Here is a 24,759-nt window from a genome sequence, read left to right as displayed (position 1 = left end):
CCCAGGAATAAGTCATGATAATTGAGCGCGTGAATATTACGCTCACTATCAATTCTTGGGAATAATTATTCAGCTCTTTTGCGTAGTTCTGAAGAGGTTAAAATAGTCACCCCTTCATGTTCAGGCCGCATCGCTTCTGCCAGCATTACCCGCGCCACATCCCGTGCATCAATGGATTTCCAGTTACCGGGTAGCAAACGGAACAGCGGCGCAAAAAGCGTTTCGTTCATCCGCTGTTTGCTACGATCGCCCAACAACATCGACGGACGCGCAATGGTCAGTTTCGGCCAGTTCTGAGCAATTAAGGCTTCTTCCATCTCCCCTTTGACGCGGTTATAGAAAAACGGCGAGTGGGCATTTGCCCCCATGGCACTGACCACCAGCATATGCTGTGCGCCCAGTCGCCGCCCGGTTAATGCGGTGTCCACGACCAGCGTGTAATCGGCATGAATAAACGCCTCTTTGCTCCCCGCCTCCCGTCGTGTAGTGCCGAGACAACAAAAAACAATGTCGATGGGATCGGTGACCTGCGCCAGCGCGTCGGTCAGTTGCGGATCATGGGGATTAAACACCCCTGGCATATCGCCCAACGGGCGTCGCGTCGGCGCGGCAATGGCGTTAACTTCCGGTTCGTTAATCAACATCCGCAGCAGGTGACCGCCCACTAGCCCCGTTGCGCCTGTAATTAAAACCTGACTCATATTGCCTCCGGCCCTGTATATGTACTCATGTTTAACTATAGGTTACCGTTGCCAGACCAGTTTTTTACCAAAGCCCAGCGTGTTGTCGGTGAATTTTATTTCATCGAGTCGAATTTCCCATACCGGCGCCGACAGCATTCTGGCAACCGGAAAACGACGGTTATATGCCTTGCGTGCGAGGTCGCTTTCCTCACCTTCCAGCCTGCGGATCTCGCCTTTAAACTGCACGCCACGGATTAATGCCACCGTTTTCGGCTGACCGTTTACCGTTCCGGCAACTGCCGCCTGCGGCCCGCTCATCTGCGCATGGCGCGTTTTTTCTTCCGTCAAAATGTAGAAGGCGACTTTCTGCGCATCAAAAAGATAAAAGGCATTGGCGCACCAGAGTTCCCCTTCCTGCTGCACACACCAGGTGACAACATGTTGTTTTGCCAACCAACGGCTGATGGCGGTGAGTGTTTCCATTTCTGTTCTCTTTTATACTGTTGGCCTGACCATAACATGTGACACAGACGATGACACCCTGGTTCCTCTATTTGATCCGCACCGCTGACAATAAGCTTTATACCGGGATCACCACGGATGTCGAACGCCGCTATCAGCAACATCAGAGCGGCAAAGGGGCGAAGGCACTGCGTGGGAAAGGTGAACTGACGCTGGCGTTTTCCGCGCCAGTGGGCGACCGTTCGCTGGCACTACGGGCGGAATATCGCGTTAAGCAACTGACCAAACGACAGAAAGAGTGTCTGGTAGCGGACGGCGCAGGGTTTGCAGAGTTGTTAAAGAGTCTGCAAACCCCGGAGATTAAAAGCGATTGAAGTGATCGTGATACTCAACCAGCCCGGTTACGCCGTTCAGCGCATCATCCGCTAAACGATGTACCTGGAAGGCGCTTTCAGTGCCCGGCCAGCGGCAACGCAAATCATGATGTGCCGCCAGCTCAAAGCCGAAACGACTGTACAGCGCCGGATCGCCCAGCGTCACCACTGCGGCATAGCCGAACTCGTTGAGCGAATCGAGTCCTTCATAGACCAACTGGCGTGCCAGCCCCTGTCCACGGTATTTTTCATCTACCGCCAGCGGTGCCATGCCGACCCATTGCAGGTCTTCGCCCTGCACATCAACCGGACTAAATGCCACATAGCCAATGACCTGACCTTCGTCATCTGTCGCCACCAGCCCCAGCGTCAGAAAGCCATCTTCACGCAGATCGTGAACCAGCTTCGCTTCCGCATCGCTTTCGAATGAACGACGCAGCAGGGCATCAATACCCGGCGCATCAATGGGAATTTCTACTCGAATTAGCATGGTTCACCTACCGATGTCTGTTTGGTTTCAGGCGTGGTTTTCATTCCTGCCTCAACAAAATCCGCCAGTTGCAGCAGCATCATGCGTAAGGCTTTCGGCATCTGCTCCAGTTCAATGGCGTCCATCAGGTTTTTCACATACAGCCCCAGCTCCGTATCGCCTTCAATCATCAGCCGACGCTGGAAGAAGAGCGTGTCTGGATCCTGTTTACGCGCCGCAATCATCAGCAGATCGCTGGCGTCGGCACTAAAACTCACATCAGCTTGCGCGTTCTGGCTAACGACCAGTTTGCCATTCACCACTGAGGTAAACCATTGCAGGTCAATATCACGCACATGAATACTTAACCAGCGGCCTTCAAGGAACTCCAGCTCGCCATCGTCCAGCGCCTGACGGAATTGCCAGCTTAAGACCTGCTCAAGAACCTGGCGTTTTAGCGCAAATGGCGTCAGTTTTACCGGTACACTCAACAGAGATGGCCCCAAATGCACAATGCGGGAACGCAGTTTATCCAACACGAGTTTTACTCCCTGCTTCAACAATCATCCTATTTTGCCATATTGGAAAAATAACATAGCGGTATAAATCAACAATTCCATATGAAATTGCTGCTACCACCAATACAACTTTAACTGCCTTAAATCAAAAATTGTCGCAGCAAGGTTAACTAAAATCCCAGTTCGTTAACATTTTTGCGCTTTGATAGCGCAACCTTCAGGAAAAATTATGGAGCTGCTCTGCCCTGCCGGAAATCTCCCGGCGCTTAAGGCGGCCATCGAAAACGGCGCAGATGCTGTTTATATCGGGCTAAAAGATGATACTAATGCCCGTCACTTCGCCGGCCTTAACTTTACCGAAAAAAAATTGCAGGAAGCGGTGAGTTTTGTCCATCAACATCGCCGCAAACTTCACATCGCGATTAATACTTTTGCGCATCCGGACGGTTACGCCCGTTGGCAGCGCGCCGTGGATATGGCGGCGCAGCTGGGTGCCGACGCACTGATCCTCGCCGACCTCGCCATGCTGGAGTACGCCGCCGAGCGTTATCCACATATTGAGCGTCACGTATCGGTGCAGGCTTCGGCGACCAATGAAGAGGCGATCAACTTTTATCATCGCCATTTTGACGTTGCCCGCGTGGTGCTGCCACGCGTGTTGTCGATTCATCAGGTGAAACAACTGGCCCGGGTTACCCCTGTACCGCTGGAAGTGTTCGCTTTCGGCAGCCTGTGCATTATGTCGGAAGGCCGTTGCTATCTGTCGTCGTATCTGACGGGCGAATCACCCAACACCGTAGGTGCATGTTCTCCGGCTCGCTTCGTGCGCTGGCAGCAAACGCAGCAGGGGCTGGAATCCCGTCTTAATGAAGTGCTGATCGACCGTTATCAGGATGGCGAAAACGCAGGTTATCCAACGCTGTGTAAAGGGCGTTATCTGGTGGACGGCGCTCGCTATCACGCGCTGGAAGAACCAACCAGTCTCAATACCCTGGAACTGCTGCCTGAGCTAATGGCGGCGAATATTGCTTCGGTGAAAATTGAAGGCCGCCAGCGTAGCCCGGCGTATGTCAGCCAGGTGGCGAAAGTCTGGCGTCAGGCTATCGACCGTTGTAAGGCCGATCCGCAAAACTTCGTACCGCAAAGCGCGTGGATGGAGACGCTCGGATCGATGTCCGAAGGCACGCAAACCACGCTTGGCGCGTATCACCGTAAATGGCAGTGAGAAAAGCAATGAAATATTCCTTAGGGCCGGTGCTGTGGTACTGGCCAAAAGAAACGCTGGAAGAATTTTATCAGCAGGCCGCCGCCAGCAGCGCCGACGTGATTTATCTTGGTGAAGCGGTATGCAGCAAGCGCCGGGCAACCAAAGTTGGCGACTGGCTGGAGATGGCAAAATCGCTCGCAGGGAGTGGCAAGCAGATTGTGCTCTCCACGCTGGCGCTGGTGCAGGCGTCCTCTGAACTGGGCGAACTGAAACGCTATGTTGAGAACGGTGAGTTTCTGATTGAAGCCAGCGATCTCGGCGTGGTGAATATGTGCGCTGAACGCAAACTGCCGTTCGTCGCCGGGCATGCGCTGAACTGCTACAACGCAGTGACGCTAAAAATATTGCTCAAACAGGGCATGATGCGCTGGTGTATGCCGGTGGAACTTTCCCGCGACTGGCTGGTGAATCTGCTTAATCAGTGTGATGAACTGGGCATTCGCAACCAGTTTGAAGTGGAAGTATTGAGCTACGGTCATCTGCCGCTGGCCTACTCCGCTCGCTGCTTCACCGCGCGTTCGGAAGACCGCCCGAAAGATGAGTGTGAAACCTGCTGCATTAAGTATCCGAACGGGCGCAACGTGCTGTCGCAGGAGAACCAGCAAGTGTTTGTTCTCAACGGTATTCAGACCATGAGCGGCTACGTGTACAACCTCGGTAACGAGCTGACGTCAATGCAGGGACTGGTTGATGTGGTCCGCCTGTCACCACAGGGTACTGAAACTTTCGCTATGCTCGACGCCTTCCGCGCCAATGAAAATGGCGCTTCGCCACTGCCATTGACGGCAAACAGCGATTGTAACGGCTACTGGCGGCGACTGGCTGGGCTGGAGCTGCAAGCGTAAGTAAATATGCTCGTCATAATTCGAGTTGCATGTGCTGCGTCTGCGGGTTATTCGGCCCATCCATGGGCCTCACCCCTTACGGGGCCGCTGCAAGCAGCGTTCAAATCCGCTCCATGCGGATTTGTCGTTCACCCCAGTCACTTACTTATGTAAGCTCCTGGGGATTCACTCTCTTGTCGCATTACTCGGCCTGAGGCCTCGCCCTTTCAGGGCCAACGCAAGCGTTGTTCAAAACGACCCTGCCGTTTTGTCCTGCAACTCGAATTCTTTAGAGCATAGCTCACTTTGTTAACAACTTTAACTACTCTTTAATGCAGTATTAAAGATTAATCGGTAACAAAGTGAGCTGTTATGACTGATAAAACCATTCCGTTTTCGCTACTCGATCTGGCCCCCATCCCCGAAGGTTCATCGGCGCGAGAAGCATTCTCCCACTCTCTCGATCTTGCCCGTCTGGCTGAAAAACGCGGCTATCATCGCTACTGGCTGGCAGAACACCACAATATGACCGGCATTGCCAGTGCTGCAACATCAGTATTGATTGGCTATCTGGCGGCGAATACTACCACGCTGCATCTGGGTTCCGGCGGCGTGATGTTACCAAACCACTCACCGTTGGTGATCGCCGAACAATTCGGCACGCTCAATACGCTCTATCCGGGGCGAATCGATTTGGGGCTGGGTCGCGCGCCAGGTAGCGATCAGCGAACCATGATGGCGCTACGTCGTCATATGAGCGGCGATATTGACAATTTCCCGCGCGATGTCGAAGAGCTGGTGGACTGGTTTGACGCCCGCGATCCCAATCCGCATGTGCGCCCTGTACCGGGTTATGGCGAGAAAATCCCGGTGTGGTTGTTAGGCTCCAGCCTTTACAGCGCACAACTGGCGGCGCAGCTCGGCCTGCCGTTTGCCTTCGCCTCACACTTCGCACCGGATATGCTGTTCCAGGCGCTACATCTTTATCGCAGCAACTTCAAACCATCGGCACGGCTGGAGAAACCGTACGCGATGGTGTGCATCAATATTATCGCCGCCGACAGCAACCGCGACGCTGAATTCCTGTTTACCTCGATGCAGCAAGCCTTTGTGAAGCTGCGCCGCGGCGAAACCGGACAACTGCCTCCGCCGATTCAGAATATGGATCAGTTCTGGTCACCGTCCGAGCAGTATGGCGTGCAACAAGCGCTGAGTATGTCGTTGGTAGGTGATAAAGCGAAAGTGCGTCATGGCTTGCAGTCGATCCTGCGCGAAACCGACGCCGATGAGATTATGGTTAACGGGCAGATTTTCGATCACCAGGCGCGACTGCATTCGTTTGAGCTGGCGATGGATGTGAAGGAAGAGTTGTTGGGATAGTGTGTTTTAACGCGGGAAGCCTTATCCGAGCTGGCAACGCTGTCCTACGTAGGCCTGATAAGCGAAGCGCATCAGGCATTGTGTAGGCAGCAGAAATGTCGGATAAGGCACCGCTGATTACTGATACACCGGCAGCAAATTAAAGCTCGATAAAATATGGATCAATGCGTTGCCAACGCCAAACACCAGAATCAGCACGATCATCGGCTTGCCGCCCCAGACGCGGAATTTCGGACTACCAAAGCGTTTACGTGATGCGCGGGCCAGCAGCGCCGGAACAATTGCCGCCCAGATGGTAGCCGCTAAACCGGCATAACCAATGGCGTACAGGAATCCGTTCGGGAACAGCAGGCCACCAACGACAGGCGGGGCAAAGGTCAACAGGGCTGTTTTAAAGCGGCCCAGAGCCGAGTCGTCGAAACCAAACAAATCCGCCAGATAGTCGAACAGACCCAGCGTTACACCGAGGAACGAACTCGCTACCGCAAAGTTTGAGAACACCACCAGCAGCAGATCCAGACTACGGCTGTTCAGTACACCGCTTAACGCCTGTACCAGCACATCAATATTGCCGCCCTTCTCTGCAATGCCGATAAATTCCGGACGCGGGATGTTACCCATCGTCGCCAGCAACCAGATGGTATACAGCGCCAGCGCCATCAGCGTACCGTACACCAGGCATTTCACGATGGTTTTCGGATCTTTGCCGTAATACTTCATCAGGCTCGGCACGTTACCATGATAGCCAAACGACGCCAGGCAGAACGGCAGAGTCATCAGCAGATACGGTGCATAGGACGCATTGCTTTCCGCGACGTTGAACAAGGTAGCGGGCTGCACATGTCCCAGCAGGCTACCAAAAGTGAGGAAGAAGGTAATGACTTTCGCCCCCAGCACAATCGCTGTCATGCGGCTGACGGCTTTGGTGCTCAACCACACCACAAACGCCACCAACAGTGCAAAACCAAATCCCGCCGCCCGTGCCGGAACATTCAGCGACATCTCCGCGAAGGTGTGATGCAGAATCGAACCACTAGCAGAAATATAGGCGTAGGTCAGGATATAGAGCACAAAGGCAATGGAAATACCGTTGACCACATTCCAGCCTTTACCGAGCAAGTCTTTAGTGATGGTGTCAAAGCTCGAACCGATTCGATAATTCAGGTTAGCTTCCAGAATCATCAAGCCGGAATGCAGCATACAGAACCAGGTGAAGATCAGCGCCGCCATTGACCAGAAAAACCACGCGCCGGACATGACCACAGGCAGAGAAAACATCCCTGCGCCAATAATGGTGCCGCCGATAATCACCACGCCGCCAAGCAGCGACGGTGACGTTTGGGTGGTGGTTAGTGTTGCCATGAGGGCTTCTCTCCAGTGAAAAATAGTGCGACTGCGTTGTTATGCACTGCACTGTACCAGTACATGAGTACAAAAGACAGAAAAAAAGCCCCGATTGTTAAAATCGGGGCTGTATATATTATTTTACAGATTGTGTTCGCTAATCAGCGATGATTACGCATCACCACCGAAACGGCGACGACCGGTAGAATCATCACGACGCGGTGCGCGGCCTTCACGACGTTCGCCGCTGAAACGACGACCATCACCACGGCCACCTTCACGGCGTTCACCGCTGAAGCTACGACCGCCTTCACGGCGCTCACCACCGGCACCACGACCACCGCCACGACGCTCACCGCCAGTATGCGGCTGTGCATCGCCCAGCAACTGCATGTTCATCGGCTTGTTAAGGATGCGGGTACGCGTAAAGTGTTGCAGCACTTCACCCGGCATACCTTTCGGCAGTTCGATGGTGGAGTGAGAAGCAAACAGCTTGATGTTACCGATGTAACGGCTGCTGATGTCGCCTTCGTTAGCAATCGCGCCAACGATATGACGAACTTCAACACCATCATCACGACCCACTTCAATGCGGTACAGCTGCATATCGCCAACATCACGACGTTCACGACGCGGACGATCTTCACGGTCGCCACGCGGGCCACGGTCGTTACGATCGCGCGGACCACGGTCATCACGGTCACGGAATTCACGTTTCGGACGCATCGGCGCATCTGGCGGCACGATCAGGGTACGTTCGCCCTGTGCCATTTTCAGCAGTGCGGCTGCCAGAGTTTCGAGATCCAGCTCTTCACCTTCTGCAATCGGCTGAATTTTACTCAGCAGTGCACGGTATTGATCCAGATCGCTGCTTTCCAGCTGCTGCTGTACTTTAGCGGCAAATTTTTCCAGACGACGTTTGCCCAGCAGTTCTGCGTTCGGCAGTTCTACTTCCGGAATGGTCAGCTTCATGGTGCGTTCAATGTTGCGCAGCAGACGACGCTCGCGGTTCTCAACGAACAGCAGCGCGCGGCCAGCACGCCCCGCACGACCAGTACGACCGATACGGTGAACGTAAGACTCAGAATCCATCGGGATATCGTAGTTTACTACCAGGCTGATACGCTCAACGTCCAGGCCACGGGCCGCAACGTCGGTCGCAATCAGGATGTCCAGACGACCATCTTTCAGGCGTTCCAGTGTCTGCTCACGCAGCGCCTGGTTCATGTCACCGTTCAGCGCGGCGCTGTTGTAGCCGTTACGCTCAAGGGCTTCAGCCACTTCCAGAGTCGCGTTTTTGGTACGAACGAAGATAATCGCCGCATCAAAATCTTCCGCTTCCAGGAAACGTACCAGCGCTTCGTTTTTACGCATGCCCCACACAGTCCAGTAGCTCTGGCTGATGTCAGGACGGGTAGTCACGCTGGACTGAATGCGCACTTCCTGCGGCTCTTTCATAAAGCGGCGGGTAATGCGACGAATCGCTTCTGGCATGGTTGCAGAGAACAGAGCGGTCTGATGACCTTCCGGGATCTGCGCCATAATGGTTTCAACGTCTTCGATGAAGCCCATGCGCAGCATTTCGTCAGCTTCATCCAGAACCAGACCGCTCAGTTTAGAGAGATCCAGAGTGCCACGTTTCAGGTGGTCCAGCAGACGGCCCGGAGTACCGACAACAATCTGCGGCCCCTGACGCAGGGCGCGTAATTGCACGTCATAACGCTGGCCGCCGTACAGGGCAACTACGTTTACGCCGCGCATGTGTTTAGAGAAATCCGTCATTGCTTCAGCAACCTGTACCGCCAGTTCGCGGGTCGGTGCCAGCACCAGAATCTGTGGTGCTTTCAGCTCAGGATCAAGATTTTGCAGCAGAGGTAAAGAGAATGCTGCAGTTTTTCCGCTCCCCGTCTGGGCCATACCCAGAACGTCGCGGCCATTCAGCAGATGTGGAATACACTCCGCCTGAATTGGAGATGGTTTTTCGTAACCCAGATCGTTAAGGGCTTCAAGGATAGGAGCCTTCAGGCCCAGATCTGCAAAAGTGGTTTCGAATTCAGCCATGTAGTACGTGTGCCTCAAAATTAATGGCGGCCAGTCTACATAACTCATCATGAAATTGATCAGCAATTTTCATTGAAAAGTGTGAACCGGCTCAAAGTAGGTGTATTAACGAACAACAACGCCCTCACCCGTTAAGGTGATGGCAATCAAATAAGATTACGGGCTGATGTGTACGTCAGCTATTGCTGGTCCGATTCTGCCAGGTCATCTTGGTCCTGGCCCAGGAGCGATAATTCCAACAATGCGTATCGGTGCTCAACAAAGTTATGAACGTTGTTGGCAACCGCCAGTTTGAACAGTGCCGTAGCGCTGTCCAAATCCCCCAGACTTAGGTAGTACTTACCTAAATAGAAGTTGGTTTCACTGAGATGCTCAGCGAGCGAGGTGTTATCCGTTGCGTCCGCCTTGAGCCTATCCATTAACGTTTGTTCGCTAATGTTGCCCAGGTAGAACTCGACAATGTTCCATCCCCACTGTTCCTTGTCCGATTTTTCGAAGTGCTGTTTCAACACTTCTTTAGCCTGCTTCTCATCGAGCTTCTGCTCGGCGAGATAAAGCCACAGACTACGGAAAGGATCATTAGGATCGTCTTGATAAAACGCCAGCAGATCATCTTGCGCTAACTTGTCACGACCGCCGTAATATAATGCGATCCCGCGATTCAAGTGCGCGTAGTTGTAAGTTGGATCAAGCTCAAGTACAGAATCAAACGCTTCATAGGCAGCATCAAAATTGCCTGCCTGCGTTAAATATATGCCTAAGTAATTGAATACTTCAGGCATATCCGGTCGGATTGCCAGCGCTTGCGAAAAATCGTTACGCGCTAATGCCCTCAGACCGAGACTATCATACAACACTCCGCGCTCATATAAAAGCTGTGCGCGTTCGTCATCGGTTAAAGCCCGACTGGCAAGGATTTGTTCCATACGTGCCAGAATCACTTCCTGCTGTAAAGTCGGTTGCAATGGTACCGCGAGGACTTCACTTTTACGCCAGGAAATATTACTGCATCCTGCAAGCGTAAGTGCTGTCGCAACGAAACACCAGCGCAAAAAAGGCTTCATTTCCCACTCCCGAAGACCACGGTTGAATGAACGTCCTGTTCCCGGTTGCTAACAAGGCGTCCTGCCCGGTTAAAAGCCCCCCGCCGCAGCGGAGGGCAAATGGCAACCTTACTCGCCCTGTTCAGCAGCCGGAGCTTCCGGTGCTGCAGCAGGTTGAGACTGCTCAGTCGCTTCTTTAATGCTCAGACGGATACGGCCCTGGCGATCAACTTCCAGAACTTTCACCGGTACTTCCTGACCCATCTGCAGGTAATCGGTCACTTTCTCAACACGCTTATCGGCGATTTGAGATATATGGACCAGACCTTCTTTACCGCCACCAATGGCAACAAATGCGCCAAAGTCAACGATACGGGTCACTTTACCATTGTAGACGCGGCCCACTTCGATTTCTGCAGTGATCTCTTCGATACGACGAATAGCGTGTTTCGCTTTCTCGCCATCGGTAGCTGCAATCTTCACAGTACCGTCATCTTCGATTTCGATGGTGGTGCCAGTTTCTTCGGTCAGAGCACGGATTACAGAACCACCTTTACCGATAACGTCTTTGATCTTGTCCGGGTTGATCTTGATGGTATGGATACGCGGTGCGAACTCAGAGATATCGCCGCGCGGCGCGTTGATCGCCTGTTCCATTACGCCCAGGATGTGCAGACGTGCACCTTTAGCCTGATTCAGCGCAACCTGCATGATCTCTTTGGTGATACCTTCAATTTTGATATCCATCTGCAGTGCAGAGATACCGTCGCGAGAACCCGCAACTTTGAAGTCCATATCGCCCAGGTGATCTTCGTCGCCCAGAATGTCAGACAGTACAACGTAGTTGTCGCCTTCTTTCACCAGACCCATTGCGATACCCGCAACAGCGGCTTTGATCGGCACACCTGCGTCCATCAGCGCCAGAGACGCGCCGCACACGGAAGCCATAGACGAAGAACCGTTGGATTCGGTGATTTCAGACACGACACGTACGGTGTACGGGAATTTGTCCATATCCGGCATTACTGCCAGCACGCCGCGCTTCGCCAGACGACCGTGACCAATTTCACGACGCTTCGGAGAACCGACCATGCCGGTTTCTCCTACGGAGTACGGAGGGAAGTTGTAGTGGAACAAGAAGGTGTCAGTACGTTCGCCCATCAGTTCATCAAGAACCTGCGCGTCACGTGCAGTGCCCAGCGTTGCGGTAACCAGCGCCTGCGTTTCACCACGGGTGAACAGCGCAGAACCGTGAGTACGCGGCAGCACGCCAGTACGCACATCCAGACCACGGATCATATCTTTTTCACGACCGTCGATACGCGGTTCGCCTGCCAGTACGCGGCTACGAACAACGTTTTTCTCGATAGCGTGCAGAATTTCACCCAGTTCGTTTTCGTCCAGGGTTTCATCTTCAGCAAGCAGCGTAGCGATGGTTTCAGATTTGATGACATCAACCTGCGCATAACGCTCTTGCTTGTCGGTGATGCGATATGCATCGCTCAGACGAGCTTCAGCCAGCGCAGCAACGCGCGCGTTCAGCGCTTCGTTTACCGGCTCCGGCTGCCAGTCCCAACGCGGTTTACCGGCTTCTTTCACCAGTTCATTGATGTTCTGAATAACAACCTGCTGCTGTTCATGGCCGAACACCACTGCGCCCAACATGACGTCTTCGCTCAACAGTTCTGCTTCAGATTCAACCATCAGCACGGCAGCTTCAGTACCGGCAACAACCAGATCCAGTTTGCTCTCTTTCAGTTCGTCCTGAGTCGGGTTCAGTACGTACTGGTCATTGATGTAACCTACGCGGGCAGCACCAATCGGACCATTGAACGGAATACCAGACAGAGACAGCGCCGCAGAAGCACCAATCATCGCAACGATATCCGGGTTAACCTGCGGGTTAACAGAAACCACGGTGGCGATAACCTGAACTTCGTTGACAAAACCTTCCGGGAACAGCGGGCGAATCGGGCGGTCAATCAGACGCGCGATCAGCGTTTCGCCTTCGCTTGGGCGGCCTTCACGGCGGAAGAAGCTACCCGGGATACGACCAGCAGCGTAGGTACGCTCCTGATAGTTAACGGTCAGCGGGAAGAAGTCCTGACCTGGTTTGGCTTTTTTCTGGCCGACAACGGTAACGAATACCGCGGTGTCATCCATGCTAACCATAACAGCGGCAGTGGCTTGACGCGCCATCATGCCGGTTTCCAGAGTCACGGTGTGTTGACCGTACTGGAATTTACGAACGATCGGATTAAGCAATGTAATACCCTTTTCTTTCTTAGACAGCACCTTACGGTACTGGTGTTAATACCCGATCTTCTGCGCATCCTCGCGACTAATGACAACCCTAACCCAGCCAAATGTGGGTAAAGCCTCTCATTAGCCGCGCGAACCTCTGCAACGGAAGATCATTCATAGCAACAATACATTAGTTTCCAGTGAATTGCTGCCGTCAGTTTGAAAAAAGGGGCCACTCAGGCCCCTTTTCTGAAACTCGCAAGAATTAGCGACGCAGACCCAGGCGCTCGATGAGCTGGGTGTAACGTGCTACGTCTTTACGTTTCAGGTAGTCGAGCAGTTTACGACGCTGAGAAACCATGCGCAGCAGACCACGACGGCTGTGGTGATCTTTTTTGTGCTCTGCAAAGTGACCCTGCAGGTGGTTGATCTGGGCAGTCAGCAGTGCTACCTGAACTTCGGTAGAACCGGTGTCGTTTTCACCACGACCAAACTCAGAAACGATTTTAGCTGTTGCTTCAGTACTTAGAGACATTTTAAAACTCCAAAGTATAAAAAAATGAAAGGACGCCGATCTCTAATTCAGCGATCCCAGTGTACGCTACGCAAAGTGTTAAACAATTTACGCGACGTTAAGCGGCAGTATTCTACTCGTAGCGACCTGTTATCGCAAGATGGTTAACATTACGCCGGGTATTCAACCACCAGCCGACGAGGCGCGACGCGGCCTTCATCGTCAATTTCGCCCATACCGATAAACTTGCCGTTTTCACCTTCGGTAACACGAACCAGTCCTTCCAGCGGCGCACCGGATGTACGAACCGGGTTACCATTTTTGAAGTAAACAGAAGATGTTAGCGGAAGATTCACCACCGGATAGTCCGAAGCTGGACTGTCCATTGGCATCAGTAAGGGATCAAGTAACTCCGCAGCCGGAATATCCTGCTGTTCGGCTTGCTCAACAAGTTCACGCAGGTGCTCCAGGGTAACCATCCGTTCAACCGGATATTTACTTACCGCCAGACGGCGCAGATAAATCACATGCGCGCCACAGCCGAGTTTTTCACCCAGGTCATCAATGATGGTACGGATATAAGTGCCTTTTGAGCAGTGAATTTCCAGCTCCAGCTCATTGCCTTCATGGCGAATAAACAGCAATTCATAAACGGTAATCGGACGCGCTTCACGCGGAACTTCAATGCCCTGACGCGCGTATTCGTACAGTTTTTTACCCTGGTATTTCAGTGCTGAATACATCGATGGGATCTGTTCGATGTCGCCACGGAAGGTATCCAGTGCCGCCGCCAGTTGCTCTGCGCTAAAGGTTACCGGACGCTCCTCAACGATTTGTCCGTCGGCGTCAGAAGTATCAGTACGCTGCCCAAGCCGCGCAATGACCCGATAGCGTTTGTCGGAGTCCAGCAGATACTGGGAAAACTTCGTCGCTTCCCCGAGGCAAATCGGCAACATGCCGGTCGCCAGCGGGTCCAGTGCACCGGTATGTCCGGCACGGTTAGCGTTATAAATGCGTTTCACTTTTTGCAGCGCATCGTTGCTGGACATGCCCTGCGGTTTATCCAGCAACAAAACGCCATTAATGTCGCGACCGCGACGACGAGGACGACTCATTAGTCCTCCTTGCTGTCGTCCGGGTTAACACGACGCTCTTCGTCATGTTTGACCACGCTGGTCACCAGGTTTGACATACGCATCCCTTCAACCAGTGAGTTGTCGTAGAAGAAGGTCAGTTCCGGCACGATACGCAGGCGCATCGCTTTACCCAGCAGGCTGCGGATGAAACCAGAAGCTTCCTGCAACGCTTTGATGCCCGCTTTAACCGCGTCTTCATCTTTGTCGTTGAGGAACGTCACATATACTTTGGCATACGCCAGGTCGCGAGACATTTCGACACCAGAAACGGTGGTCATCATGCCCAGACGAGGGTCTTTAATTTCGCGCTGCAGGATGAGAGCGATCTCTTTTTGCATTTCCTGCGCTACGCGCTGTGGGCGACCAAATTCTTTCGCCATAATAAATTCTCCTGACAAAAAAGGGGCCATAAGCCCCTTTTTAAAATTAATTTCAGGTGGAAGGGCTGTTCACGTAGGCCTGATAAGACGCGCCAGCGTCGCATCAGGCAACGGCTGCCGGATGTGGCGCAAACGCCTTATCCGGCCTACACCCAATCAACCTTAGGCAATCGTACGCTGAATCTCGATGATTTCGAACACTTCGATCACATCGCCTGTGCGGACGTCGTTGTAGTTCTTAACGCCGATACCACATTCCATACCGTTACGGACTTCGTTGACGTCATCTTTGAAGCGGCGCAGGGACTCCAGCTCGCCTTCGTAGATAACCACGTTGTCGCGCAGAACGCGGATCGGGTTGTGACGTTTAACCACACCTTCGGTAACCATACAGCCTGCGATAGCACCAAATTTCGGTGATTTAAACACGTCACGAACTTCTGCCAGACCGATAATCTGTTGTTTCAGTTCCGGAGAGAGCATACCGCTCATCGCCGCTTTCACTTCATCGATCAGGTTATAGATGACGGAGTAGTAACGCAGATCCAGGCTTTCCGCTTCAATCACTTTACGCGCAGAGGCATCAGCACGAACGTTAAAGCCAACCAGAATAGCGTTGGATGCCGCTGCCAGGGTCGCGTCGGTTTCGGTAATACCACCTACGCCAGAACCGATGATCTTCACTTTAACTTCGTCAGTAGACAGTTTCAGCAAGGAGTCGGAGATCGCTTCCACAGAGCCCTGAACGTCTGCCTTCAGTACGATGTTCACTTCATGAACTTCGCCTTCAGTCATGTTGGCAAACATGTTCTCGAGTTTAGATTTCTGCTGACGCGCCAGTTTAACTTCGCGGAATTTGCCCTGACGGTACAGTGCAACTTCACGTGCTTTCTTCTCGTCACGTACAACGGTAACTTCATCACCCGCAGCTGGAACACCGGACAAGCCGAGGATTTCCACCGGAATAGACGGACCTGCTTCCAGCACTTCCTGACCCAGTTCGTTACGCATCGCACGAACACGGCCGTATTCGAAGCCACACAGAACGATATCGCCCTTGTGCAGAGTGCCTTCGCGTACCAGTACAGTAGCAACCGGACCACGACCTTTATCGAGGAAGGATTCGATAACCGCACCGCTCGCCATCCCGTTACGTACGGCTTTCAGTTCCAGGACTTCAGCCTGCAGCAGGATAGCATCCAGCAGTTCATCAATACCGGTACCCGCTTTTGCAGATACGTGTACAAACTGGCTTTCACCGCCCCACTCTTCTGGCAGGATGCCGTACTGAGAGAGTTCGTTCTTAACGCGATCCGGATCGGCTTCTGGCTTATCGATTTTGTTCACAGCAACCACTACCGGAACACCCGCCGCTTTCGCGTGCTGGATAGCTTCGATAGTCTGCGGCATTACGCCGTCGTCTGCTGCAACAACCAGGACTACGATGTCCGTTGCCTGCGCACCACGTGCACGCATTGAAGTAAACGCGGCGTGCCCCGGGGTATCCAGGAAGGTGATCATGCCGTTTTCAGTTTCAACGTGGTATGCACCGATGTGCTGGGTAATGCCGCCCGCTTCGCCAGAGGCCACTTTCGTTGAACGAATGTAGTCCAGCAGAGAGGTTTTACCGTGGTCAACGTGACCCATGATGGTCACAACCGGCGCACGCGGTTCAGCCGCAGCGCCAGTATCACGGTCGCTCATTACCGCTTCTTCCAGTTCGTTTTCACGACGCAGGATAACTTTGTGGCCCATCTCTTCGGCTACCAGCTGTGCGGTTTCCTGGTCGATAACCTGGTTGATGGTTGCCATTGCGCCCAGTTTCATCATCGCTTTGATGACCTGAGAGCCTTTAACCGCCATCTTGTTCGCCAGTTCGCCTACAGTAATGGTTTCGCCAATCACTACATCACGGTTAACAGCCTGAGCTGGTTTCTGGAAGCTCTGCTGCAGCGAAGAACCTTTACGTTTTCCGCCTTTACCGCCACGTACTGCTGCACGCGCTTCTTCGCGGTCAGCTTTTGATTCAGCGTGTTTATTGCCTTTCTTCGGACGAGCTGCTTTCGCGTTACGACCACGGCCGCGGCCGCCTTCGACTTCACGATCGCTTTCGTCTTCTGCCTGGCGAGCATGTTGAGAGGTAGTAACGTGATAATCGCTGGAATCTTCAGTTGGTTCCGCGTTATCAGTCCATTTATTTTCTTCCGCCATACGACGTGCTTCTTCAGCAACGCGACGTGCTTCTTCTTCGAGTTTACGACGCGCTTCTTCTTCTGCTTTACGCTTGAGCTCTGCAGCTTCCTGCTCACGGCGGGCTTTTTCAGCCTGGGCGGTTTTAGTCATATCGTCTTGTTGATTGCTCACTTTGTCTTTTTCCGCAGCTTCACGTTTCGCTTGTTCAGCGGCTTCACGTTTAGCTTGTTCTGCGGCCTCACGTTCAGCTTTTTGTTGCGCCTCGCGTTTGGCCGATTCTTCTGCCTCACGACGGGCTTGCTCTTCCGCTTCACGCTGCGCTTGCTCTTCCGCCGCAAGGCGTTCGGCCTCTTGCGGGTCACGTTTCACAAAGGTGCGTTTCTTGCGGACTTCGATTTGTACCGATTTGCTTTTTCCACCGGTACCTGGAATGTTAAGGGTGCTGCGTGTTTTACGCTGCAGCGTTAATTTGTCCGGCCCTGAATTTTTCTGGTTCAGGTGGTCAATTAAAGCCTGTTTCTCTTGTGCGGACACAGAGTCGTCAGCAGACTTCCGGATACCTGCATCAGCAAATTGCTGTACCAGGCGTTCCACGGAGGTCTGTCGCTCTGCGGCCAGCGTTTTAATCGTTACATCTGTCATGCTGTTCCTTCCTGCTACAGTTTATTACGCTTCGTCACCGAACCAGCAAATATTACGGGCAGCCATAATCAGTGCTCCGGCTTTTTCGTCGGTCAACCCTTCGATATCAGCCAGATCATCAATGCCCTGTTCGGCGAGATCTTCCAGCGTACAAACGCCACGGGCGGCCAGTTTGAATGCCAAATCACGATCCATCCCTTCAAGGTTCAGCAGATCGTCAGCCGGTTTGTTATCACCGAGGCTTTCTTCCTGGGCCTGTGCAATGGTGGCCAGTGCATTTTTAGCACGCTCACGCAGTGCTTCAACGGTAGGCTCATCAAGGCCTTCGATTTCCAACAGCTCTTTCATCGGCACATAGGCCAGTTCTTCCAGCGTTGAGAAACCTTCTTCTACCAGGACAGTAGCGAAGTCTTCGTCAATGTCGAGATAACGGGTGAAGGTGTCAATCGCTGCGTGCGCTTCCGCCTGATGCTTAGCCTGCAGGTCGTCAACGGTCATCACGTTGAGTTCCCAACCACTGAGCTGCGAAGCCAGACGCACGTTCTGACCGTTACGACCAATAGCCTGCGCCAGGTTACCGGCTTCAACGGCGATATCCATGGTGTGTTTATCTTCATCCACCACGATAGAAGCAACGTCTGCCGGTGCCATTGCGTTAATCACGAACTGCGCCGGGTTATCATCCCACAGGACGATATCGATACGCTCGCCGCCCAGTTCGGTAGAAACCGCCTGAACACGCGCGCCACGCATACCTACGCAAGCACCTACCGGATCGATACGTTTATCGTTGGTTTTCACTGCGATTTTCGCACGAGAACCCGGATCGCGAGCCGCTGCTTTAATTTCAATCACTTCTTCGCCGATTTCCGGTACTTCAATACGGAACAGTTCGATCAGCATTTCCGGCTTGGAACGAGTCACGAACAGTTGCGCGCCACGCGCTTCCGGGCGAACAGAATAGAGCACGCCACGAACGCGGTCGCCAGGGCGGAAGTTTTCACGCGGCAGCATATCTTCACGCAGGATCACAGCTTCAGCATTATTGCCCAGATCCAGAGAAATGTTATCGCGGTTTACTTTTTTCACCACGCCGGTGATGATTTCACCTTCGTGTTCACGGAACTGATCAACCACCATCGCACGTTCGGCTTCACGCACTTTCTGCACGATAACCTGTTTTGCCGTCTGGGTGGTGATACGGTCAAAGGTAACAGACTCAATCTGATCTTCAACGTAATCACCCAGGTTCAGGCTTTCATCTTCATAACGTGCGGCTTCAAGGGTGATTTCCTTGGTCGGCTGGGTGACTTCATCAACAACTAACCAGCGACGGAAGGTGTCAAAATCACCGCTTTTGCGATCGATCTGTACGCGGACGTCGATCTCTTGTTCGTATTTTTTCTTGGTTGCTGTAGCCAGCGCGCTTTCCAACGCTTCGAAAATTTTCTCGCGAGGTAGCGCCTTTTCATTGGAGACGGCTTCAACTACAGCCAAAATTTCTTTGTTCATCGCGGGCTTTTCACCTCATCCAGACTATTAAAAGTGGGGAACCAGGTTCGCCTTCTGGATATTACTCAGCGCGAACACTTCATCTTTACCTTCGACGGTAACTGTGATCATTTCACCGTCTACCGCTTTGATAACGCCCTGCCATTTACGACGATTTTGTACCGCCATACGGAGAACCAGAGTCACCTCTTCTCCGGCAAAACGGGCGTAGTGTTCAGCCGTGAACAGTGGGCGATCGAGCCCCGGTGAGGAGACTTCCAGGTTATAAGCAACGGTGATGGGATCTTCAACATCCAGCACAGCACTTACCTGGTGGCTCACATCAGCACAATCATCAACATTGATGCCATCTTCACTATCAATATAGATGCGCAGTGTGGATGTGCGACCGCGAATAAACTCGATGCCAACCAGTTCAAAACCCAAGGCCTCAACTGGCGCAGTAATCATCTCTGTTAATTTTTGCTCTAATGTGGACAAGCCCACCCCCAAGACATAAAAAAAGGGCCTAAAGCCCAGTTATTCTGTAGTCAGATAACAAAAAACCCCGATAAATCGGGGCTTTATATAACTGAACCCTATAACCGCAACTGCGGTCTGGAGCACTTTCCAGAAGGATTTTTTCAAATCCCACTACGAAGGCCGAAGTCTTCACAGTATATTTGAAAAAGAACTCTAAGGGAAAGTGGTTGCGGGGGCCGGATTTGAACCGACGACCTTCGGGTTATGAGCCCGACGAGCTACCAGGCTGCTCCACCCCGCGCCTGAAACGTGGCAAATTCTACTCGTTTTGGGTAAAAAATGCAAATACTGCTGGGATTTGGTGTACCGAGACGGGACGTAAAATCTGCGTGCATTATAGTGATCCACGCCACATTTTGTCAACATTTATTGCTACCCACGTGAATGGATATCCAGTTAATTTCCATCTGTTGAATACTTTCCCCCTCCACTTACCTTTCTTAAGCGCATTATTTTACAAAAAACACACTAAACTCTTCCTGTCTCAGATAAAAGATGATTAAATGAAAACTCATTTATTTTGCATAAAAATTCAATTAGAGCGGAAATCCAGGCTCATCATCAGTTAATCAAGCAGGGTGTTATTTTATGACGACGATTCTCAAGCATCTCCCGGTAGGTCAACGTATTGGTATCGCGTTTTCTGGCGGTCTGGACACCAGTGCCGCACTGCTGTGGATGCGAAAAAAGGGAGCGGTTCCTTATGCATATACTGCAAACCTGGGCCAGCCAGACGAAGAGGATTATGATGCGATCCCTCGTCGTGCCATGGAATACGGCGCGGAGAACGCACGTCTGATCGACTGCCGCAAGCAGTTGGTCGCCGAAGGTATTGCCGCGATTCAGTGTGGCGCTTTCCATAACACCACCGGCGGTCTGACCTATTTCAACACCACTCCGCTGGGTCGCGCCGTAACCGGCACCATGCTGGTTGCTGCCATGAAAGAAGATGGCGTAAACATTTGGGGAGATGGCAGCACCTATAAAGGCAACGATATCGAGCGTTTCTATCGCTACGGCCTGTTGACCAATGCGGAACTACAGATTTATAAACCGTGGCTCGATACCAACTTTATTGATGAGTTAGGCGGCCGTCATGAAATGTCTGAATTTATGATTGCCTGCGGTTTCGACTATAAAATGTCGGTTGAAAAAGCCTACTCCACCGACTCCAATATGCTCGGCGCAACGCACGAAGCGAAAGATCTGGAATACCTCAACTCCAGCGTAAAAATCGTCAACCCGATTATGGGCGTGAAATTCTGGGATGAGAGCGTGAAGATCCCGGCAGAAGAAGTCACGGTGCGTTTTGAGCAAGGTCATCCGGTGGCGCTTAACGGCAAGACATTTAGCGACGATGTCGAAATGATGCTGGAAGCTAACCGCATCGGTGGCCGCCATGGCCTGGGCATGAGCGACCAGATCGAAAACCGTATCATCGAAGCGAAAAGCCGCGGCATCTATGAAGCCCCGGGGATGGCACTCCTGCACATTGCGTATGAACGTCTGCTGACCGGTATTCACAACGAAGACACCATCGAGCAGTATCACGCGCATGGTCGTCAGTTGGGTCGTTTGTTGTACCAGGGGCGCTGGTTTGACTCCCAGGCTCTGATGTTACGTGACTCCCTGCAACGCTGGGTTGCCAGCCAGATAACTGGTGAAGTGACGCTGGAACTGCGTCGCGGTAACGACTACTCGATCCTCAACACCGTCTCTGACAACCTGACCTATAAAGCAGAGCGTTTGACCATGGAGAAAGGCGACTCTATGTTTACGGCTGAAGATCGTATTGGTCAACTGACCATGCGTAACCTGGATATTACCGATACCCGCGAGAAGTTGTTCGGTTATGCCAAAACAGGCCTGCTCTCATCTTCTGCCACTTCAGGTGTGCCGCAGGTTGAGAATCTGGAAAATAAAGGGAAGTAATTACTTTTCTGTTCCCTGCAAGAAGCCGCGTTAGCGGCTTGAGACTGAGGACAAACGCAAAACTGCCTGATGCGCTACGCTTATCAGGCCTACGTGAGTTATGCAATATATTGAATTTGCATGATTTTCTAGGCCGGATAAGGCGTTCACGCCGCATCCGGCATGAACAAAGCGCACTTTGTCAACAATCTGAAGCCGCGTTAGCGGCTTTTTGTGTATAAAAATCAGGCCTAATAAGGTGTGATTGCATTTTGAGTTCTGGTTATTCGCGTCCCTGTAAAGGCAAGGAGGCACGCATCCTGCTCAATTGCTTTCTACAGACGAAAAAAAAGACGCTTTTTAGCGTCTTTCTTTCGGAATATTGGTACTGAGGATGGGACTCGAACCCACAAGCCCGTTAGGGCACTACCACCTCAAGGTAGCGTGTCTACCAATTCCACCACCTCAGCACGGATACTACTTTTTAGTTCGGGATATCGCTGGTCGGCTTAGCCGGAGCAGCTGGCTGAGTTTGTTCGGTTTTCGCCGGAGCACTCAGGTTTTCCCACTCGCTACCTTTATTGGTTTTATTGCTGTTGATGTTACCCAGCACCAGACTGATGATGAAGAACAACGTTGCCAGCACAGCCGTCATACGGGTCATGAAGTTGCCAGAACCACTTGAACCAAACAGCGTAGCGGAAGCGCCTGCTCCGAAGGAGGCTCCCATATCAGCGCCTTTACCTTGCTGCAGCATAATAAGACCTACAAGGCCAATTGCTACAATAAGGAAAACTACCAAAAGAGCTTCGTACATAATCAACCTGTTCCTTGCGGAGTTGCCGCGTACCAATGCTTCAACCAATAAAGCGGGAGAATTTAATCTTTCCCACTGAAGCGGGTGTGAATACTAACCAAAGCGAATGACCTTCGCAAGGGCAATTTTATCGCATTGTATCAACTGCGGAAAAAAACAGCAAAACCGATGTGCTTAAGAAGAACAAAGGCGACAATCGCCGCCTTTTTAGCCAGTTAGCTATCAAATCAAACCGCTTTTACCGCGTCAGCGATGCGATGCGCAAATTCGGTTACCTGCGTTTCGTCTTCACCTTCTACCATCACGCGAATTAACGGCTCGGTGCCAGATTTACGCAGCAACACGCGTCCACGGTTGCCCAGCGCCGCTTCAACTTCGGCTGTCACGGCTTTGACTGACTCATGCTCAAGCGGATCGCCGCTACCTGCGGTGTAACGCACGTTAACCAGAATCTGCGGGAACATTTTCATGCCGCTGCAAAGGTCGTGCAGGCTCATATGGTTACGCGCCATCGCCGCCAGGACCTGCAAACCAGCAACAATGCCATCACCGGTGGTGGTTTTATCCAGTAGGATCACGTGGCCAGAGTTCTCGGCACCGATGCGCCAGCCTTTCTCCTGCATTTTTTCCAGTACGTAGCGATCGCCCACTTTTGCACGAGCAAATGGAATGCCTAACTGTTTCAGCGCCAGTTCCAGCCCCATGTTGCTCATCAATGTACCCACCACGCCACCACGCAGCTGGCCCTGACGCAGACCTTCGCGCGCGATGATATACATAATCTGGTCGCCATCGACTTTATTGCCTTCATGGTCAACCATAATCACGCGATCCCCGTCGCCGTCGAGAGCAATACCGAGATCCGCTTTCTCCGCCAGTACACGTGCCTGTAGCGCGCGAACGTCGGTAGCCCCCACTTCGGCATTGATGTTTACACCGTTCGGCTCACAACCGATGGCGATAACGTTCGCTCCCAGTTCGCGCAGCACGTTCGGCGCAATGTGATAAGTCGCACCGTTTGCGCAATCCACCACAATCTTCAGTTCACTGAGGCTAAGTTCGTTCGGAAATGTGGCTTTGCAAAATTCGATATAGCGACCCGCAGCATCAACGATACGGCTGGCTTTACCCAGTTCTGCCGAATCAACGCAGCTGATCTCTTTCTCCATTTCCGCTTCGATGGCCTCTTCTACCGCATCCGGTAGTTTGGTACCGTCGATAGAGAAGAATTTAATGCCATTATCGTAGAACGGGTTATGCGATGCAGATATCACAATCCCAGCCTCTGCGCGGAAAGTCCGCGTCAGATAAGCCACGGCCGGTGTTGGCATTGGGCCGGTAAAGAGCGCAGAAAGACCGGCAGCCGCCAGACCTGCTTCCAGTGCTGACTCCAGCATATAACCAGAAATACGCGTGTCTTTACCAATAATGATCTTACGGGAGCCGTGGCGCGCCAGCACTTTACCCGCAGCCCACCCCAGCTTAAGCACAAAATCAGGCGTGATCGGCGCATCCCCAACACGACCACGAATCCCATCGGTACCGAAATATTTACGATTACTCATAGCGTTTGTTTTCCTTTGCAGACAGAGTGGCTTCCACCACTCGCATCGCTTCTACGGTTTCTTTGACGTCATGAACACGAATAATGTGCGCGCCTTGCATTGCGGCAATTACCGCACAGGCCAGACTACCGCTCAGGCGCTCGGACGGTCCCACGTTCAACAGCTGTCCAATCATCGATTTTCGTGACATACCCACCAACAGCGGCAGGTTGAAATGATGAAATTCAGCCAGACGCGCCAGTAATGCATAGTTGTGATGGAGATTTTTACCGAAACCGAATCCGGGGTCGAGCAACAATTTCTCTTTTGCGATACCAGCCTGTTCGCAGCGTGCTATTTGCTCAACAAAGTAGCGATTTACCTCGGCAAAGACATCGTCATACTTCGGTGCTTCCTGCATGGTCTTTGGATTTCCCTGCATATGCATCAGGCAAACTGGCAAACCAGTTTCAGCAGCAGCTTCCAGGGCGCCGGGTTCGGAAAGGGAGCGGATATCATTAATGATGTGAGCGCCTGCTTTCGCTGACTCACGGATAACTTCCGGTTTGGATGTATCCACTGAGATCCAAACTTCAAATCGTTGTGCAATTGCCTCAACGACTGGAATAACACGCTGCAACTCTTCTTCAACGCTCACTTCCGCAGCCCCTGGACGTGTGGACTCGCCGCCAACGTCAATGATCGTTGCGCCAGCATTGATCATCAGATTCGCATGTTTCACCGCATCAATCAGCGAGTTATGCGTGCCGCCATCGGAGAAGGAATCAGGCGTGACGTTGAGGATCCCCATTACGTGAGGATGGCTAAGGTCCAGTGAAGTGCCCTGGGCAAAGAGTTTCATGGTGTTATCCCTGGTATGAATTGATAAGAAAAAACCCCGGAGCACGCCCCGGGGTTT

23 protein-coding genes and 2 tRNA genes are annotated in these 24,759 nt (G+C 52.4%); 5 read left to right on the top strand and 20 right to left on the bottom strand.

Annotated features, from left to right (window positions below; translation table 11 throughout):
- Nucleotides 1-65: 65 nt before the first annotated feature.
- Both H9644_RS13860 and H9644_RS13855 read right to left on the bottom strand, forming a co-directional pair.
- Nucleotides 66-701 (bottom strand): NAD(P)H-binding protein, encoded by a 636-nt coding sequence (locus H9644_RS13860; protein ID WP_191774977.1) that lies wholly within the window; start codon nucleotides 699-701, stop codon nucleotides 66-68.
- Between the two features lie 42 nt (nucleotides 702-743).
- Nucleotides 744-1,166 carry a YhbP family protein gene (locus H9644_RS13855; RefSeq protein WP_064529546.1) on the bottom strand — a complete coding sequence of 141 codons (423 nt, stop codon included), beginning with the start codon at nucleotides 1,164-1,166 and terminating at the stop codon, nucleotides 744-746.
- A 50-nt stretch (nucleotides 1,167-1,216) separates the two neighbouring features.
- On the opposite strand from H9644_RS13855, the gene yhbQ reads away from it, so the two are divergent.
- Nucleotides 1,217-1,519: a DNA damage response exodeoxyribonuclease YhbQ gene (gene yhbQ / locus H9644_RS13850; protein WP_191774975.1), complete on the top strand. Its 303-nt coding sequence runs from the start codon at nucleotides 1,217-1,219 to the stop codon at nucleotides 1,517-1,519.
- Here yhbQ and H9644_RS13845 read toward each other — a convergent pair.
- On the bottom strand, nucleotides 1,506-2,009 hold the full coding sequence (locus tag H9644_RS13845) for a GNAT family N-acetyltransferase (protein ID WP_000908553.1): 504 nt from the start codon (nucleotides 2,007-2,009) through the stop codon (nucleotides 1,506-1,508). The two genes, yhbQ and H9644_RS13845, sit on opposite strands and share 14 nt — an antisense overlap.
- Nucleotides 2,003-2,527, bottom strand: a complete 525-nt coding sequence (gene ubiT / locus H9644_RS13840) for a ubiquinone anaerobic biosynthesis accessory factor UbiT (RefSeq protein ID WP_191774973.1) — start codon at nucleotides 2,525-2,527, stop codon at nucleotides 2,003-2,005. The genes H9644_RS13845 and ubiT overlap by 7 nt, the downstream gene beginning before the upstream one ends.
- A 208-nt stretch (nucleotides 2,528-2,735) precedes the next feature.
- On the opposite strand from ubiT, the gene ubiU reads away from it, so the two are divergent.
- The 3 genes from ubiU (at nucleotide 2,736) to H9644_RS13825 (ending at nucleotide 5,977) form a co-directional block, all read left to right on the top strand.
- Nucleotides 2,736-3,731 carry a ubiquinone anaerobic biosynthesis protein UbiU gene (gene ubiU / locus H9644_RS13835; RefSeq protein ID WP_064529543.1) on the top strand — a complete coding sequence of 332 codons (996 nt, stop codon included), beginning with the start codon at nucleotides 2,736-2,738 and terminating at the stop codon, nucleotides 3,729-3,731.
- A gap of 8 nt (nucleotides 3,732-3,739) precedes the next feature.
- Nucleotides 3,740-4,618, top strand: a complete 879-nt coding sequence (locus H9644_RS13830; protein ID WP_064529855.1) for a U32 family peptidase — start codon at nucleotides 3,740-3,742, stop codon at nucleotides 4,616-4,618.
- Between the two features lie 351 nt (nucleotides 4,619-4,969).
- Complete coding sequence (locus H9644_RS13825; RefSeq protein ID WP_191774971.1) at nucleotides 4,970-5,977, top strand: luciferase-like monooxygenase; 1,008 nt, start codon at nucleotides 4,970-4,972, stop codon at nucleotides 5,975-5,977.
- A 117-nt stretch (nucleotides 5,978-6,094) separates the two neighbouring features.
- Here the strand turns inward: H9644_RS13825 and mtr are convergent, their stop codons facing one another.
- From mtr to H9644_RS13765, 12 genes are all read right to left on the bottom strand, one after another.
- The gene (gene mtr, locus H9644_RS13820) at nucleotides 6,095-7,339 is read right to left on the bottom strand and encodes a tryptophan permease (RefSeq protein ID WP_064529541.1); all 1,245 of its coding nucleotides are present in this window, start codon (nucleotides 7,337-7,339) and stop codon (nucleotides 6,095-6,097) included.
- 153 nt (nucleotides 7,340-7,492) lie between these two features.
- A complete protein-coding gene (gene deaD, locus H9644_RS13815) occupies nucleotides 7,493-9,382 on the bottom strand; it encodes an ATP-dependent RNA helicase DeaD (protein WP_064529539.1) in 1,890 nt (629 codons plus the stop codon).
- The gene (gene yrbN / locus H9644_RS13810; RefSeq protein ID WP_010723222.1) at nucleotides 9,375-9,455 is read right to left on the bottom strand and encodes a protein YrbN; all 81 of its coding nucleotides are present in this window, start codon (nucleotides 9,453-9,455) and stop codon (nucleotides 9,375-9,377) included. The genes deaD and yrbN overlap by 8 nt, the downstream gene beginning before the upstream one ends.
- 106 nt (nucleotides 9,456-9,561) lie before the next feature.
- Complete coding sequence (gene nlpI / locus H9644_RS13805) at nucleotides 9,562-10,446, bottom strand: lipoprotein NlpI (RefSeq protein ID WP_064529538.1); 885 nt, start codon at nucleotides 10,444-10,446, stop codon at nucleotides 9,562-9,564.
- A 108-nt stretch (nucleotides 10,447-10,554) separates the two neighbouring features.
- Nucleotides 10,555-12,690, bottom strand: coding sequence for a polyribonucleotide nucleotidyltransferase (gene pnp, locus H9644_RS13800; protein ID WP_064529854.1), 2,136 nt, complete (start codon nucleotides 12,688-12,690; stop codon nucleotides 10,555-10,557).
- Nucleotides 12,691-12,934: 244 nt separating this feature from the next.
- Nucleotides 12,935-13,204, bottom strand: a complete 270-nt coding sequence (gene rpsO / locus H9644_RS13795) for a 30S ribosomal protein S15 (protein WP_000059470.1) — start codon at nucleotides 13,202-13,204, stop codon at nucleotides 12,935-12,937.
- Between the two features lie 149 nt (nucleotides 13,205-13,353).
- Nucleotides 13,354-14,298, bottom strand: a complete 945-nt coding sequence (gene truB, locus H9644_RS13790; protein WP_000089698.1) for a tRNA pseudouridine(55) synthase TruB — start codon at nucleotides 14,296-14,298, stop codon at nucleotides 13,354-13,356.
- Entirely contained in the window at nucleotides 14,298-14,699 is a 402-nt protein-coding gene (gene rbfA, locus H9644_RS13785) for a 30S ribosome-binding factor RbfA (RefSeq protein WP_001040205.1), read from the bottom strand. The genes truB and rbfA overlap by 1 nt, the downstream gene beginning before the upstream one ends.
- A gap of 162 nt (nucleotides 14,700-14,861) precedes the next feature.
- Complete coding sequence (gene infB, locus H9644_RS13780) at nucleotides 14,862-17,534, bottom strand: translation initiation factor IF-2 (protein ID WP_064529537.1); 2,673 nt, start codon at nucleotides 17,532-17,534, stop codon at nucleotides 14,862-14,864.
- 24 nt (nucleotides 17,535-17,558) lie between these two features.
- A complete protein-coding gene (nusA, locus tag H9644_RS13775; RefSeq protein WP_064529536.1) occupies nucleotides 17,559-19,046 on the bottom strand; it encodes a transcription termination factor NusA in 1,488 nt (495 codons plus the stop codon).
- A 27-nt stretch (nucleotides 19,047-19,073) separates the two neighbouring features.
- A complete protein-coding gene (rimP, locus tag H9644_RS13770; protein WP_064529853.1) occupies nucleotides 19,074-19,526 on the bottom strand; it encodes a ribosome maturation factor RimP in 453 nt (150 codons plus the stop codon).
- Between the two features lie 206 nt (nucleotides 19,527-19,732).
- Nucleotides 19,733-19,809: transfer RNA gene (locus tag H9644_RS13765), tRNA-Met, on the bottom strand.
- 347 nt (nucleotides 19,810-20,156) lie between these two features.
- On the opposite strand from H9644_RS13765, the gene argG reads away from it, so the two are divergent.
- A complete protein-coding gene (gene argG, locus H9644_RS13760) occupies nucleotides 20,157-21,500 on the top strand; it encodes an argininosuccinate synthase (RefSeq protein ID WP_191774969.1) in 1,344 nt (447 codons plus the stop codon).
- A 362-nt stretch (nucleotides 21,501-21,862) separates the two neighbouring features.
- On the opposite strand, the gene H9644_RS13755 is transcribed toward argG, so the two are convergent.
- The 4 genes from H9644_RS13755 to folP form a co-directional block, all read right to left on the bottom strand.
- A tRNA-Leu gene (locus H9644_RS13755) sits at nucleotides 21,863-21,949 on the bottom strand.
- A gap of 14 nt (nucleotides 21,950-21,963) precedes the next feature.
- Nucleotides 21,964-22,296: a preprotein translocase subunit SecG gene (secG, locus tag H9644_RS13750; protein WP_001517162.1), complete on the bottom strand. Its 333-nt coding sequence runs from the start codon at nucleotides 22,294-22,296 to the stop codon at nucleotides 21,964-21,966.
- A 227-nt stretch (nucleotides 22,297-22,523) separates the two neighbouring features.
- Nucleotides 22,524-23,861, bottom strand: coding sequence for a phosphoglucosamine mutase (gene glmM, locus H9644_RS13745; protein ID WP_064529533.1), 1,338 nt, complete (start codon nucleotides 23,859-23,861; stop codon nucleotides 22,524-22,526).
- Nucleotides 23,854-24,702, bottom strand: a complete 849-nt coding sequence (gene folP / locus H9644_RS13740; protein WP_115204343.1) for a dihydropteroate synthase — start codon at nucleotides 24,700-24,702, stop codon at nucleotides 23,854-23,856. The genes glmM and folP overlap by 8 nt, the downstream gene beginning before the upstream one ends.
- Between the last annotated feature and the right edge of the window lie 57 nt (nucleotides 24,703-24,759).

Origin of the sequence: Escherichia whittamii (genome assembly GCF_014836715.1) — a bacterium.
Lineage (GTDB): Bacteria > Pseudomonadota > Gammaproteobacteria > Enterobacterales > Enterobacteriaceae > Escherichia > Escherichia whittamii.
The sequence above is the reverse complement of the archived record's forward strand: the minus strand, read 5'-3'. Positions and strand labels throughout refer to the sequence as shown.

What these genes read in the sequence shown, in the direction of transcription:
- rpsO (WP_000059470.1), bottom strand. Translation starts at nt 13,204, where the DNA reads ATGTCTCTAAGTACTGAAGCAACAGCTAAAATCGTTTCTGAGTTTGGT.
- rbfA (WP_001040205.1), bottom strand. Translation starts at nt 14,699, where the DNA reads ATGGCGAAAGAATTTGGTCGCCCACAGCGCGTAGCGCAGGAAATGCAA.
- truB (WP_000089698.1), bottom strand. Translation starts at nt 14,298, where the DNA reads ATGAGTCGTCCTCGTCGTCGCGGTCGCGACATTAATGGCGTTTTGTTG.
- yrbN (WP_010723222.1), bottom strand. Translation starts at nt 9,455, where the DNA reads ATGAAAATTGCTGATCAATTTCATGATGAGTTATGTAGACTGGCCGCC.
- H9644_RS13855 (WP_064529546.1), bottom strand. Translation starts at nt 1,166, where the DNA reads ATGGAAACACTCACCGCCATCAGCCGTTGGTTGGCAAAACAACATGTT.
- deaD (WP_064529539.1), bottom strand. Translation starts at nt 9,382, where the DNA reads ATGGCTGAATTCGAAACCACTTTTGCAGATCTGGGCCTGAAGGCTCCT.
- H9644_RS13830 (WP_064529855.1), top strand. Translation starts at nt 3,740, where the DNA reads ATGAAATATTCCTTAGGGCCGGTGCTGTGGTACTGGCCAAAAGAAACG.
- ubiU (WP_064529543.1), top strand. Translation starts at nt 2,736, where the DNA reads ATGGAGCTGCTCTGCCCTGCCGGAAATCTCCCGGCGCTTAAGGCGGCC.
- mtr (WP_064529541.1), bottom strand. Translation starts at nt 7,339, where the DNA reads ATGGCAACACTAACCACCACCCAAACGTCACCGTCGCTGCTTGGCGGC.
- H9644_RS13845 (WP_000908553.1), bottom strand. Translation starts at nt 2,009, where the DNA reads ATGCTAATTCGAGTAGAAATTCCCATTGATGCGCCGGGTATTGATGCC.
- H9644_RS13860 (WP_191774977.1), bottom strand. Translation starts at nt 701, where the DNA reads ATGAGTCAGGTTTTAATTACAGGCGCAACGGGGCTAGTGGGCGGTCAC.
- folP (WP_115204343.1), bottom strand. Translation starts at nt 24,702, where the DNA reads ATGAAACTCTTTGCCCAGGGCACTTCACTGGACCTTAGCCATCCTCAC.
- H9644_RS13825 (WP_191774971.1), top strand. Translation starts at nt 4,970, where the DNA reads ATGACTGATAAAACCATTCCGTTTTCGCTACTCGATCTGGCCCCCATC.
- yhbQ (WP_191774975.1), top strand. Translation starts at nt 1,217, where the DNA reads ATGACACCCTGGTTCCTCTATTTGATCCGCACCGCTGACAATAAGCTT.
- argG (WP_191774969.1), top strand. Translation starts at nt 20,157, where the DNA reads ATGACGACGATTCTCAAGCATCTCCCGGTAGGTCAACGTATTGGTATC.
- glmM (WP_064529533.1), bottom strand. Translation starts at nt 23,861, where the DNA reads ATGAGTAATCGTAAATATTTCGGTACCGATGGGATTCGTGGTCGTGTT.
- secG (WP_001517162.1), bottom strand. Translation starts at nt 22,296, where the DNA reads ATGTACGAAGCTCTTTTGGTAGTTTTCCTTATTGTAGCAATTGGCCTT.
- nusA (WP_064529536.1), bottom strand. Translation starts at nt 19,046, where the DNA reads ATGAACAAAGAAATTTTGGCTGTAGTTGAAGCCGTCTCCAATGAAAAG.
- infB (WP_064529537.1), bottom strand. Translation starts at nt 17,534, where the DNA reads ATGACAGATGTAACGATTAAAACGCTGGCCGCAGAGCGACAGACCTCC.
- nlpI (WP_064529538.1), bottom strand. Translation starts at nt 10,446, where the DNA reads ATGAAGCCTTTTTTGCGCTGGTGTTTCGTTGCGACAGCACTTACGCTT.